Here is a 12,231-nt window from a genome sequence, read left to right as displayed (position 1 = left end):
CCTCACCGGCAGGACCGCGAGCCTGCCTCCCCGCGCGGCGCCCGCACGCCGCCGCGGCCCGCGCTCCCCGCCTCCATGCCTCTCCACCCCGGGAACCCGCCATGACGCATGCCCACGCCCGGACGTCGACCGCCACGACCGCCGTCCCGGACACCCTCTGGTTCACCCGCTGTCCCGTGCCCACCGCGACCGGTATCGCCGCCGACCAGCAGTGGCTCACCGCCGAGTTCGCGCCGGACGGCATCGCCGTACGGTCCCTTCAGGACGCCGACCGGGATGTCGACCGCCGCACGCACTACACGCACGCGCTGCCCGGCCTCTTCCGCGAGGGCGGCAACGTCCCCGCCCTGTGGGCCCGTTCGCGCGGCGAGGAGACACGACTCGTCGGCCTCACCTGGATCGAGGAGCGCCAGACGATCCTGGTCGCGCCCGGCTCGGGCATCAGGGGCGCCGCCGCGCTGCGGGGCCTGCGCATCGCCGCGCCCCGCCACCGCGTCGCCATCGACTTCTGGCGGGCGATGGCCCTGCGCGGCTTCGAGGGCGCGCTCGCCTCGGCGGGGCTCGGCCTCGACGACGCCATCCTCGTAGACGTGCCCGCAGAGGGGCACACCGGACAGTGGGCCGCGGAACTCGCCGCTCTCCAGCGCGGCGACGTCGACGCCGTCTACGTCAAGGGAGCGCTCTCCGTCGAGGCGGCCCGCCGGATCGGAGCCGAAGTCGCCCTGGAACTAGACGAGTTGCCCGACCGTAGGCACCGCGTGAACAACGGCACACCGCGGCCCATCACCGTCCACCGCCGTCTCCTCGACGACCACCCGGACCTCGTCGACCGGTTCCTCGCCGTGCTCCTGCGCGCCGCCGACTGGGCCGCGGACCGGCCCGACGACGTGGCACGCATCCTCGGCGCCGAGACCGGCGCGGGCGCCGAGGGCGTTGCCGGCGCCTACCGCACCGGCACCCACCGCACCCTGCACCCCGACCTCTCCGAGGACCGCCTCGCCCTGCTCGCCCAGCAGTCGGCGGCCCTGCACGCCCACGGCTTCCTGCCCGAGCCCGTCGACGTACGGGACTGGGCCGACCCCGCTCCGCTGCACCGCGCCCGCCTCCTCCACCCCACCCCGCCCGCCTCCAGCCGGCCCGCCCTCTAAGGACCCCGTCATGCGTATCCCGAAGACCCTGTCGGCGCTCGCCGCACTCGCCGCGCTCACGGCCGTCGCCGGCTGCGGCACGTCCGAGGCGGACTCCGGTTCCGGCGCTGCGGCCGAGGTCACCGTCCGCATCCCCGACCCCGGGAACTCCGGAGTCCTCGCCCTCGGCAAGAAGGACGGCTCCCTCGCCAAGGCGCTCGCCACGGTGCACGCCAAGGTCGAATGGACGGGCAGCGCCGGTCCGTTCGCTCCCGCGGCTCAGGCGATGAACGCTGACCAGCTCGACATCGCGACCGGCTCGATCACCTCGGGCATCACCTCGCTCGCCCAGACCCCCGGCTTCAAGTTCTTCACCGCTACGGCCCCCGACCCGGTCGGCGAGGGCATCCTCGCCAAGAAGGGCTCCGGGATCGAGAAGATCGAGGACCTCGTCGGCAAGAAGGTCGCCGTCAATCAGGGCGGCACCGGCGAGTACCTGCTCCTCAAGGCCCTGGCCGACCACCACATCCCGGCCGGCAAGGTCGAGCGCGTCTACCTCCGCCCCGACCAGACCGCCGCCGTCTTCAACACCGGCAAGGTCGACGCCTGGGCGGTCTGGTCGACGTACGCGGTGGCCGAACTCGGCAGCGGGAAAGCGGAGTTCATCGCCGACGGCAAGGAGATCGGCTCCGACAACTACAGCCTGAACGCCGTCCGTACGGGCTTCGCCGACAAGCACCCCGAGGTCGTCAAGGCGCTCTACGCCTACCTCCACGAGGGCAGTGTCAAGGAGAAGAAGGACCCGGCCGCCTATCTGAACGTGAACACCGACGCCGGACCGCAGGCCGTAACCGGTGAAGCCAGGCGCATCCAGACCGGGTTCACCGCCGAGGGCGGCACCGTCGAGCCGATCACCGACGCCGACATCAAGCGCTTCGAGGAGGTCGCCCGGTTCTACGCCGATCAGAAGGTGACCAAGACGAAGGTCGATGTCGCGGCACACCTCATCGACGTGGAGAAGATGTCGTGACGCTCACCGACCGGCGGGCGCGGAGCACGGAACAGGCGGCACCGCACGGTCTCGTCACCCCGCGCCCGCCGTCCGGCAGGCACCGTCCCCGCGCCTACTCCGTCACCGTGAGGGCCCTCGGGCCTGTCGTCCTCCTCGTTTTGTGGTGGGTGGCGTCCGCGACGGGCCTGCTGACTCCCGATGTCCTCGCCTCACCACCCCAAGTCGTCGATGCGGTCGGTGAGTTGTGGGGGAACGGCCAGCTGCCCGACGCGCTCACGACCTCCCTCACCCGCTCCGGACTCGGCCTCGCCCTCGGGCTCGTCACCGGCCTCACCCTCGGCATCACGACCGGCTTCACGCGGCTGGGGGACGAGCTCCTCGACTCCTCCCTGCAGACCCTGCGCACCATCCCGTTCCTGTCCCTCGTGCCGCTGTTCATGGTCTGGTTCGGCATCAACGAGACCGCGAAGATCCTCCTCATCGCCGTCGCCACCACCTTCCCCATGTACGTCTCCACGTCCAGCGGCGTCCGCAACACCGACCGCAAACTCGTCGAGGCCATGCGCAGCTTCGGCATGAGCAGGCTCGGCATCGTCGGGGAGGTCGTCCTGCCCGGCGCCCTGCCGTCGCTGCTCGCGGGCCTGCGCCTGTCGATGACCCTCAGCGTCATCGCGCTCATCGCCGCCGAGGAGATCAACGCCACGGCCGGCATCGGCTACCTCATGTCCCAGGCGCAGAGCTACGCGCGCACCGACATCCTGGCCGTCTGCATCCTCGTCTACGGCCTGCTCGGCCTGATCGCCGACGGGGTCGTACGGCTCCTCGAACGCGGACTCATGCCGTGGCGCCGCGCCGTACAGGGGGCCGCCCGATGAGCACAGCGGTCAGCATCACCGGCCTGCGCCGCGCCTTCGGTGACCGCGCCGTCCTCGACGGGCTCGATCTCACCATCCACCGGGGCGAGTTCGTCGCCCTGCTCGGCGCCAGCGGCAGCGGCAAGACGACGCTCCTGCGCATCCTCGGCGCGCTCGACGGGGCCGACGGGGGAGAAGTCCTCGTCCCGGAGGCCCGCACGATCGTCTTCCAGGAACCACGCCTCGTACCGTCCAAGAAGGTCCTCGCCAACGTGACGGTCGCGCTGCCGCGCGGGCAGTCCGCACGCGGACTCAAGGCCCTGTCGGAGGTCGGCCTCGAACGCCACGCGGACGCCTGGCCCGCCACGCTCTCCGGCGGCGAGGCCCAGCGCGTCGCGCTCGCCCGGGCCCTCGTGCGCGAACCCGAACTCCTCCTGCTGGACGAGCCGTTCGCCGCCCTGGACGCCCTGACCCGCCTCAAGATGCAGGACCTGGTCGGCGAGCTCTGCCGCGCGCACCGGCCGGCCGTCCTCCTCGTCACCCACGACGTCGACGAGGCCGTACGCCTCGCGGACCGCGTCTGCGTCCTGCGCGACGGGCGCCTCGTCACCGACGAACCCGTCGGCGTCGACCACCCCCGCGACCCCGGGGACCCCGCCTTCGCCGCCCTCCGCCGGCGCCTCCTCGCCGATCTCGGCGTCCACAGCCGCACCCCCGCAGAATCCGGAGTGATCTGAATGACCGTCATCATCGGTGTCCACAACAGCAATCCGTCGCTCTACTACCTCTCGCGCCTGGACTTCGCGCAGCAGGAGCTGGCCGCCGTCGGTGAGAGCGCCGTCTTCCACTCCTACGTCAACGGCGTCCGCACCGGCGAACTGCTGACCCAGGGCGTCATCGACTTCGGCGGCACCGGGTCGACCCCGCCTGTCACCGCCCAGGCCGCCGGCCACGACATCGTCTACACGGCCGTCTCGGCGCCCCGCCCCGACCACGGCGCGCTCCTCGTCCCGGAGGACAGCCCGGTCCGCACGGTCGCCGACCTCAAGGGCGGCACCGTCCACCTCGCCATCGGCTCGTGGCAGACCCACCTCATCGCCAAGGCCCTGGACGACGCGGGACTCTCGTACGCCTCCCACATCACCCCGGTCCGCGGCGACGAGAACAGCGAGAAGCTGCTGCGCTCCGGCGAGATCACCGCCTGGGTCGCGCAGGGCGCCCAGCTCGTCGCCGCCCTGCGCACCGGAGGCGTCCGTGTCGTCGTCCGCACCGGCGACGTCATCTCCGACCGTTCCGTCTTCTTCACCCGCCGCGACCTGGCCGAGCAGCGCCCCGAGGTGATCGACGCCCTGACCCGCGCACTCCAGCGCGCCGACGACTGGGCGAAGGAGAACCCGCGCGAGGCCGCCGAGATCGCCGCCGAGCACCAGGGCGGCACCGCCGACGACTGGGAGACCGCACTGCGCGCGCTGCCGTGGCGCATCGAGGCGGTCACGGACGAGTTCCTCGCCGAACAGCAGCAGGGCGCGGACATCTTCCACCGCACCGGCTTCATCGAGCACCCCGTCACGGTCGCCCACGCCGTGGCGCGAAAGGCGGCCTGAACGCCATGGCCGCCGCACCCGAAGTCCTCTGGTACATCATCCCGCGCGAGGGCGCCTACCCCTGGGAGCCGGAAGGCCGAAGGCAGGTCGACCTCGGCTACCTCAGCGGCCTCGCAGGAACCGTCGAGCGCCTCGGCTTCTCCGGCGCGTTGCTGGCCACGGACCTGTATGACGTCTGGCCCCTGGGCAGCGCGCTCGCGGCCTCGACAAGCACGGCGTTCAAACCGCTCCTCGCGGTCCACCCCGGCCTGATCTCGCCGACGCTCCTCGCGAAGATGGCGCTGAGCTTCGACACGCTCTTCGGCGGCCGTCTGCGCTTCAACGTCGTCAACGGCTCGACGAAGTCCCTCCAGGAGTACGGCCTCCACGTCGAGCACGACGAGCGCTACGAACTGAGCGCCGAGTACTGGTCGATCGTGAAGCGCCTCACCGCCGGCGAGATCTTCGACCACAAGGGCCGCTTCTACGACCTCAAAGACGCCGGCGCCTCCTTCCGTGACCTGAAGCCTGTCCAGGACCCGCACGTCCCGCTCTGGTTCGGCGGCTCGTCCGCGCCGGGCATCGAGATGGCCGCCGAACACGTCGACGTCTACCTCACCTGGGGCGAGCCTCCCCACCTGCTCAAGGAGAAGCTCGACCGCGTCCGCGAGCGCGCCGCCGTCCACGGTCGCACCCTGCGCATCGGCCTGCGCCTCCATCTCATCGTCCGCGACACCGAGGACGAGGCATGGGCCGCCGCCGACCGGCTCCTCGACGTCACCTCCGAGGCCACGTACCGGCGGCAGCTCGGCGAGCGCGCGGGCGAGGACGGGGTCGGCTGGCAGCGGCAGTTCCGCCAGCACGGCGGCCGCGTCCCGGCCAGGGCGCGCGAGCTGGAGACCCATCCGAACCTCTGGCCCGGCATGAGCCTGTTCCGTCCGGGACCCGGCACGGCGGTCGTCGGATCGGCGGCCCAGGTCGTCGAACGTCTCAAGGAGTACCAGGACCTGGGCGTCGACACGTTCATCCTGTCCGGTAACCCGCTCCTGGAGGAGGCGTACCGGGTGGCCGAGACGGTCCTGCCTGCGTTGGGGGTGGTGAGGGGGTAGTGCGAAGGACCTATCGAGGAGTACATCGCGGGTGTACACCTCCAGGGACGGCGGGGATCACTGCATAGCCCCAACCACCGACACCTGGAGTCGAGTTGAGCAAGGACAGCGGGTACGACTACGTCATCGTCGGGGCCGGGTCGGCCGGCTGTGTGCTGGCCGCGCGGCTGTCGGAGGATCCGGCCGTGCGCGTCGCGCTCGTCGAGTCGGGCCCGCGCGACCGCAAAACCGAGATCCGCATCCCGGCGGCGTTCCCGAAGCTGTTCAGGACGCCGTACGACTGGGACTACTCGACGTCCAAGCAGTCCGCGCTCGACGGCCGCGAGCTGTACTGGCCGCGCGGCCACACACTCGGCGGATCCTCCTCGATGAACGCCATGATGTGGGTGCGCGGCCACCGCGACGACTACGACGCGTGGGGCGAGGCGGCCGGCGAGGAGTGGTCGTACGACCAGCTCGCGCGCTACTTCCAGCGCGCCGAACGCTGGGCGGGCACCCGGAACGCAGACTCCCCGCACGGCACCCAGGGCCCGCTGTGGATCTCCCCGCCCCGCGACCCGAACGTGACGACGTCCGCCTTCCTCGACGCCTGCCGCGGCGCGGGGCTGCGCGAGCTGCCGGAGCTGAACCACGAGGACCACGGCGGCTTCGCGCTCACCCCGCTCAACCAGCGCCGCGGCCGCCGGTGGAGCGCGGCCGACGGCTATCTGAAACCTGCCGCGCGCAGGCCCAACCTGCACATCCACACCGACGCCCGGGTCACACGCCTCGACTTCGACGGCACCCGCGTGGCCGGCGTCGTCGCCGAAGGAGTCCCCGGCATCCTGCGCGCCCGCCGTGAGGTGATCCTCAGCGCGGGCGCGATCGGTTCACCGCAACTGCTCCAGCAGGCGGGCGTCGGTGACCCCGAACAGCTCGCCGAGGCCGGGATCGACGTCCGGGTCGAGTCCTCCGATGTCGGCCGCCACCTCCAGGACCATCTCTCCTTCGCCGTCACGATGCGCTGCCCCCGGCCCGTCACCCTCACCGGCGCGGACTCCCTCGCCAATGTCGGCCGCTTCCTCCTGGCCGGCCGCGGACCGCTCACGTCGAACGTCGGAGAGGCGGTCGCCTTCATCAGGACACGCCCCGAACTGGCCGCCCCCGACATCGAGTTGATCTACGCGCCGGTGCCGTTCGTCAACCACGGGCTCACCCCGCCCGTCGAGCACGGCATCACGATCGGCGTCGTCCTGCTCCAGCCCGCGAGCGAGGGCCGCATCACCCCGGGCGGGGCGGACGCCTCGGCGCGGCCCCTGATCGACCCCGGATATCTCGCCCGCGACGAGGACCTGCGCACGCTGATGGCCGGAGTGCGCCGCGCCGAGGAACTCCTCGCGGCCAAGTCGCTCGCCCCGTACACCGACGGGCCCCTCGGGCCGTACCCGGGGGCCGTCGGCGACGAGGAGCTCGCGCAGATGATCCGCGCGGGCGCCGAGACGCTCTACCACCCCGTCGGCACCTGCCGCATGGGCGCCGACGAGAGCTCGGTGACGGACCCGCGCCTGCGGGTCAGGGGCGTCGAGGCCCTGCGCGTCGTCGACGCCTCAGTGATGCCGCGCATCACCCGCGGCCACACCCACGCCCCGACCGTCGCCCTCGCGGAGAAGGCGGCAGAGCTCATCCGCGAGGACGCCGGGGCATGAGCCGTCCGGGACCTACGATCCGACGCTGACGGTGAAGCGCCGCGGATTCCCGTCGTGCGCCGCGCCGGACACGTCGGGCTGCCCGTCGGGACGCACGTCGTCGTACGGGAAGGCGTACCCGATGGGCGAGTTGGCGTGCACGACCCGCGACCAGTGGTTGGTGACGTCGCCCTGGTAGTAGTCGGCCGTCGTGGTGCCGTTCGGCTGCTCGGGGTGGGTCAGCATGATGCTCCGGTTGAACCCGGCGGCGAGACGGGCGAGGAGGCCCTTCTTGTCGTCCGGGTCGCCCGGGTTGTTGGTGAACGGGCCGTGATTGCAGGTGAAGATGTCCTTCGAGGCGGGCTTGGGGAAGCTGTGCCCGCCGTTGAAGGTGAGCGTGTCGCCGCTGACGCGACCGGTGAACACACCCCGGCCGCCCTGGAGGTCGATCTTCAGGTCGGTCGTGCGGTACTTCTCCCAGACCTGGTCGACGTAGCTGTCCCAGACGTCCCTGAACGGCATCTGGTCGGGGCGGTCGAAGTACGGGGCCATCAGGTTCTGCGGCGAGATGACGCGCAGGACCTTGCCGTCGCCGCCGCGGATGACGAGCTTGTCCCAGGGCTGCCCGTCCTTGGCGGTCTGGGCCGCGAGATCCGCGGCGATCTTCTCCACGGCGCCGTCCGGGAGCGGCGCGACGGTGTGCGTGGCGTCGCCCTCCAGGGTCAGGCCGATGGGCAGGGCGGTCACCAGGTCGACGTAGCTGATGTTCGCGTACAACTGGTCGGAGTTGAAGGTGAATTCGCAGAACGACCAGGTCTTCCCGTAGTTCGCGTCGGCGGAGGTCGCGAAGGCCGGCTCGACGAGCGAGGGGCCCGGGTTGAGGAAGAAGTCGAGCGTGTTGTCGCGTACGAAGTAGACGCGGGCGCCGTACATCTGAGGGAGCGTCAGGACCTTCGGCGCCGAACCCGCGGCGCCCAGGGGGATGGCGCAGTCGACGGGCAGCGGGGTCTGCGGCGCGGCCGGTGAGTCGGGGTGGTACACCCCGCCGTCGGGCTTGAGCAGCACCCAGCGGTCGGTGCCCTGCTCGTGGCCGGTGACGTAGGCGCGCACGGTGCCGGGCAACGACGTGTTCTGCAGGGCGAGTTCGCAGGTGGCGGGTGCCGCCTTGGCCTCCGGGCTGAGGGCGCTGCCCCAGGCCGGGTAGGTGAGTGCGGTGGCGGCCGTGGCGGCGCCGGTCAGGAACAGTCTGCGCGATATCACGGAGGACTCCTGATGTGTGGGGGAGCCCTACTGTTGCGAGTGCGGCGCGACGGGTCAAGACTTGTGACGGGGAGCGCTCCCATTTCTGTGGACCGTTCAACTCTTGGCGGTGGCTGACGGGGTGGCTGAGGCGATGGGTGGGCGGTGACCGGGCGATGGCCGCGGTGGCTCGGCGTCGGCCAGGCGGCCGTCCGGGGCGGTGGCGGCGTTTGGAACGGCCATTGTCAGTGGGCGGTGCCAGACTCGGTGAGGCAGACAGCGGGACCCCTGCAAGGGGGGCACCCTCAACGAGGAGGGCACCATGCTCACCACCCGTTTCGTCGACGGCTCGCCGAACTGGCTGGATCTCGGAACCCCGGATCTCGACGCCGCCGTCTCCTTCTACAGCGGACTCTTCGGCTGGCAGTTCCAGACGGGCGGCCCCGAGGTCGGCGGCTACGGCCTGTTCCAGCTGGACGGCAGGAGCGTCGCTGGCGGTGTGCAGGTCACGCCCGACCAGGGCCCGCCGTCCTGGACCGTCTATTTCCAGACGCAGGACGCGGACGCGACCGTGAAGGCAGCCGAGCGGGCCGGCGGATCCGCGCCGTTCCAGACCATGGATGTGTTGGACCTGGGCCGCATGGCCGTCATCGCCGATCCCGCGGGGGCGACGTTCGGCCTCTGGCAGCCAGGACGGAACAAGGGCCTGGATCTCGCCACCGACGACGGCTCGCTCAACTGGATCGAGCTGTACACCCCGGACGTCGCAGCGGCGAAGGACTTCTACGGCTCGGTGCTCGGCTGGGGCACGTTCGACGTGTCGTTCCCCGGCGGCACGTATGTGACGGTGAACCCGGCCGGCACGAGCGAGGACGACATGTTCGGCGGCATGGTCACGCTGGGCGACGACCCTTCGGAGTCCGACATCGGGGCGCACTGGTCGCCGTACTTCCATGTGCCGGACGTCGACGCGATCGCCGCCCGGACCCAGGGGCTCGGCGGTAAGGTGCGCTTCGCGCCCACGAACCTGCCCGGCGTCGGCCGCATCGCCAAGCTGACCGACCCGCAGGGCGCCCGCTTCGCGGTGATCAAGGGGGACCCGGACCAGACCTGAGCCGGGTCGGACCGATCCGGCGGGCACAGGTCGCGATCCGCCCGGCGCGCCGCGTTGATCAGTCGTTGATCGTCTGTTTTTCGCCACGCGGCACGATCAGCGGCATGTACTCGAACCACACGCTGCGCCCCGTGGCACCCGTCCCCTCATGGCAGGACGAGGCGCTGTGCGCCCAGACGGGCGCCGACTTCTTCTTTCCCGAGCCCGGCAGCTCCGTGCGCGAGGCGAAGAGCATCTGCGGCCGGTGCGAGATGCGCTCCGCCTGCCTGGAGTACGCGCTCGACAACGACGAACGCTTCGGCGTCTGGGGCGGCCTCTCCGAGAAGGAGCGCCTCCATCTGCGTCGCGGGTGAGCGGGCCACACGTCCGTGACGCGGCACGCCCCGGGCTTGTGGCCCGGGGCGTGCTTGCGTGAGGGGGGGGCGGGTCAGCCGGCGGCGCGGGCCACCATGCGGGCCTTGCGGGCCGCCAGCTTCTCGTCGAACTTGGCGGCCTCGCTGTCCAGGCCGCCCATGTACAGACCGAGCTCCTCCTGGGCCTTGAGACCCTCCGGGCCGAGCCCGTCGATGTCCAGGACCTTCAGGAAGCGCAGCACGGGCTGGATCACGTCGTCGTGGTGGATGCGCATGTTGTAGATCTCGCCGATGGCCATCTGGGCGGCGGCGCGCTCGAAGCCGGGCATGCCGTGTCCGGGCATGCGGAAGTTGACGACGACGTCGCGCACGGCCTGCATCGTGAGGTCGGGGGCGAGCTCGAAGGCCGCGCCGAGCAGGTTCCGGTAGAAGACCATGTGCAGGTTCTCGTCGGTGGCGATGCGCGCCAGCATGCGGTCGCAGACCGGGTCGCCCGACTGGTGGCCGGTGTTGCGGTGCGAGACGCGGGTCGCGAGCTCCTGGAAGGCGACGTACGCGACCGAGTGCAGCATCGAGTGCCGGTTGTCGGACTCGAAGCCCTCGGCCATGTGCGCCATGCGGAACTGCTCGAGCTGGTCCGGGTCGACGGCGCGGGAGGCCAGCAGGTAGTCGCGCATCACGATGCCGTGGCGGCCCTCCTCGGCGGTCCAGCGGTGCACCCAGGTGCCCCAGGCGCCGTCGCGGCCGAAGAGGGAGGCGATCTCGTGGTGGTAGCTGGGGAGGTTGTCCTCGGTCAGCAGGTTCACGACGAGCGCGATCCGGCCGATCTCGGTGACCTTGGACTGGTCCTTCGCCCAGGCCTCGCCGTCCTCGAAGAAACCGGGGAAGTTACGGGCGTCGGCCCACGGCACGTACTCGTGGGGCATCCAGTCCTTGGCCACCTTGAGGTGCCGGTTCAGTTCCTTCTCGACCACTTCCTCCAGCGCGTACAGCAGCTGGGCGTCGGTCCAGGTGGAGGACGAGCTGCCGAGGTGGGGAGAGGTGATGGTCACGAGGGCTCCAGGGGGGACGGGAGTAGTGCGAGGAGACGAATCGCAGGCACGAGCGGTTGTACCTACGGTGTCGTAGGTTACGTTGCCGTAGGTTAAACCCTCTGTAAAGGGCCGCCCGGAACTGACCCCTCCGGTCTCAGTGGCCTCCAATGCTTCATTCCGCCTCAGGAGTGCAGCTCGCGGAGCCTGACTGAGAGGCACGTCACACAGCCTTCGAGCTTTTCGAACTCGCCGATGTCCACCAGAACCGGCTCCAGACCGAGATCCGAGTAGAGCTCCGCAGTCCTCGGCGCGCTCGCCGCCATCAGGAGCTTCCCGCCGCCCATGAGCACCACATGCGCGCCGGCCTCCTCCGGGACGGGCAGGAAGCGCAGGAAGAGGGACGGCACGTCCACCATCGGCTCGTGCCCGACGACCGTGCCGTCGGGCAGGGCCGTCACCGCCGACTTCAGGTGCAGCACCTTGCTGACCGGTACGGCGACGACCTTCGCCCCGAGCGGCTCGAACACGGCCCGCAGCTGCCGCACGCCGTCCGCGTTCGTGCGTCCGCCCCGGCCCACATAGATCGTGTCGCCGGCCTTGAGGACGTCGCCGCCGTCGAGGGTGCCCGGTTCCCGCACCCGGTTCACGGAGCAGCCGAGCCGGGTCACGGCCTCCTCGACGCCCGCCGTCTCCCCGCGCCGGGATGCGGCGCCGGGCCGGGTGATCAGCGCGACGTTGCGGTACATGACCACCGCGTCCTCGACGAAGACCGCGTCGGGGCAGTCGTCGGCGGCCCCGACCTCCACCGTCTCCCAGCCGTGCTCCCGCAGCGCCGCGACGTAGGCCTCCCACTGCGTGAGGGCCCGCTCCGGATCGACGGGCGTGCGCTCGACATGCGTGACGAGCCCGTCCGCGAGGCGGGGTCCCGGGCGGCGGATCAAGGCCTTCTGGCTGGGCACGGGCGGCACTCCTCGGGACTCGGGCGGCGCTTCCACGGGGGCTCGGAAGGCTCGTGGGCGGACTTGGGCGGGCTTTTCGGAGGGGCCGGCGCGCGACGTTCCGGCGCGGACATCATGCACATCCCGGCCCCGGCGACGGAATCCCCTGCCCGCACCCCGTTCCCGCCCCGCCGCCCCCCGGCG

General features: G+C 71.3%; 12 protein-coding genes. 9 read left to right on the top strand and 3 right to left on the bottom strand.

The features are described 5' to 3' along the window. The first annotated feature begins 101 nt into the window (after nt 1-101). The 7 genes from OG456_RS05515 (at nt 102) to OG456_RS05485 (ending at nt 7,370) form a co-directional block, all read left to right on the top strand. A complete protein-coding gene (locus OG456_RS05515; RefSeq protein ID WP_266557762.1) occupies nt 102-1,148 on the top strand; it encodes an ABC transporter substrate-binding protein in 1,047 nt (348 codons plus the stop codon). A 10-nt stretch (nt 1,149-1,158) separates the two neighbouring features. After that, a complete protein-coding gene (locus tag OG456_RS05510) occupies nt 1,159-2,157 on the top strand; it encodes an NrtA/SsuA/CpmA family ABC transporter substrate-binding protein (RefSeq protein WP_266557760.1) in 999 nt (332 codons plus the stop codon). Further along, entirely contained in the window at nt 2,154-3,014 is an 861-nt protein-coding gene (locus OG456_RS05505; RefSeq protein ID WP_266557758.1) for an ABC transporter permease, read from the top strand. Before OG456_RS05510 ends, OG456_RS05505 begins: the two co-directional genes overlap by 4 nt. Beyond that, the gene (locus tag OG456_RS05500) at nt 3,011-3,730 is read left to right on the top strand and encodes an ABC transporter ATP-binding protein (RefSeq protein ID WP_266557756.1); all 720 of its coding nucleotides are present in this window, start codon (nt 3,011-3,013) and stop codon (nt 3,728-3,730) included. The genes OG456_RS05505 and OG456_RS05500 overlap by 4 nt, the downstream gene beginning before the upstream one ends. Beyond that, complete coding sequence (locus OG456_RS05495; RefSeq protein ID WP_266557754.1) at nt 3,731-4,597, top strand: ABC transporter substrate-binding protein; 867 nt, start codon at nt 3,731-3,733, stop codon at nt 4,595-4,597. A gap of 5 nt (nt 4,598-4,602) precedes the next feature. Beyond that, the gene (locus tag OG456_RS05490) at nt 4,603-5,685 is read left to right on the top strand and encodes an LLM class flavin-dependent oxidoreductase (RefSeq protein ID WP_266557752.1); all 1,083 of its coding nucleotides are present in this window, start codon (nt 4,603-4,605) and stop codon (nt 5,683-5,685) included. A 95-nt stretch (nt 5,686-5,780) separates the two neighbouring features. After that, nucleotides 5,781-7,370, top strand: a complete 1,590-nt coding sequence (locus tag OG456_RS05485; protein WP_266557750.1) for a GMC family oxidoreductase — start codon at nt 5,781-5,783, stop codon at nt 7,368-7,370. Nucleotides 7,371-7,382: 12 nt separating this feature from the next. Here OG456_RS05485 and OG456_RS05480 read toward each other — a convergent pair whose 3' ends face one another. Next, nucleotides 7,383-8,609, bottom strand: coding sequence for a glycoside hydrolase family 64 protein (locus tag OG456_RS05480; protein WP_266557748.1), 1,227 nt, complete (start codon nt 8,607-8,609; stop codon nt 7,383-7,385). Between the two features lie 301 nt (nt 8,610-8,910). On the opposite strand from OG456_RS05480, the gene OG456_RS05475 reads away from it, so the two are divergent. Together OG456_RS05475 and OG456_RS05470 are read left to right on the top strand one after the other, a co-directional pair. After that, complete coding sequence (locus OG456_RS05475; protein ID WP_266557746.1) at nt 8,911-9,702, top strand: VOC family protein; 792 nt, start codon at nt 8,911-8,913, stop codon at nt 9,700-9,702. A gap of 104 nt (nt 9,703-9,806) precedes the next feature. After that, nucleotides 9,807-10,055, top strand: coding sequence for a WhiB family transcriptional regulator (locus tag OG456_RS05470; protein ID WP_266557744.1), 249 nt, complete (start codon nt 9,807-9,809; stop codon nt 10,053-10,055). 74 nt (nt 10,056-10,129) lie between these two features. On the opposite strand, the gene OG456_RS05465 is transcribed toward OG456_RS05470, so the two are convergent. Together OG456_RS05465 and ddaH are read right to left on the bottom strand one after the other, a co-directional pair. Then, complete coding sequence (locus tag OG456_RS05465) at nt 10,130-11,107, bottom strand: acyl-ACP desaturase (RefSeq protein ID WP_266557742.1); 978 nt, start codon at nt 11,105-11,107, stop codon at nt 10,130-10,132. 164 nt (nt 11,108-11,271) lie between these two features. After that, nucleotides 11,272-12,048 carry a dimethylargininase gene (gene ddaH / locus OG456_RS05460; protein WP_266557740.1) on the bottom strand — a complete coding sequence of 259 codons (777 nt, stop codon included), beginning with the start codon at nt 12,046-12,048 and terminating at the stop codon, nt 11,272-11,274. Nucleotides 12,049-12,231: the final 183 nt, after the last annotated feature.

This window comes from Streptomyces sp. NBC_01446 (assembly GCF_026340095.1).
Classification (GTDB): Bacteria; Actinomycetota; Actinomycetes; order Streptomycetales; family Streptomycetaceae; genus Streptomyces; species Streptomyces aureus.
Note: the sequence above shows the minus strand (reverse complement) of the source record. Positions and strands in the feature narration are given on the sequence as shown.

What these genes read in the sequence shown, in the direction of transcription:
- OG456_RS05515 (WP_266557762.1), top strand. Translation starts at nt 102, where the DNA reads ATGACGCATGCCCACGCCCGGACGTCGACCGCCACGACCGCCGTCCCG.
- OG456_RS05510 (WP_266557760.1), top strand. Translation starts at nt 1,159, where the DNA reads ATGCGTATCCCGAAGACCCTGTCGGCGCTCGCCGCACTCGCCGCGCTC.
- OG456_RS05500 (WP_266557756.1), top strand. Translation starts at nt 3,011, where the DNA reads ATGAGCACAGCGGTCAGCATCACCGGCCTGCGCCGCGCCTTCGGTGAC.
- OG456_RS05495 (WP_266557754.1), top strand. Translation starts at nt 3,731, where the DNA reads ATGACCGTCATCATCGGTGTCCACAACAGCAATCCGTCGCTCTACTAC.
- OG456_RS05490 (WP_266557752.1), top strand. Translation starts at nt 4,603, where the DNA reads ATGGCCGCCGCACCCGAAGTCCTCTGGTACATCATCCCGCGCGAGGGC.
- OG456_RS05475 (WP_266557746.1), top strand. Translation starts at nt 8,911, where the DNA reads ATGCTCACCACCCGTTTCGTCGACGGCTCGCCGAACTGGCTGGATCTC.
- OG456_RS05470 (WP_266557744.1), top strand. Translation starts at nt 9,807, where the DNA reads ATGTACTCGAACCACACGCTGCGCCCCGTGGCACCCGTCCCCTCATGG.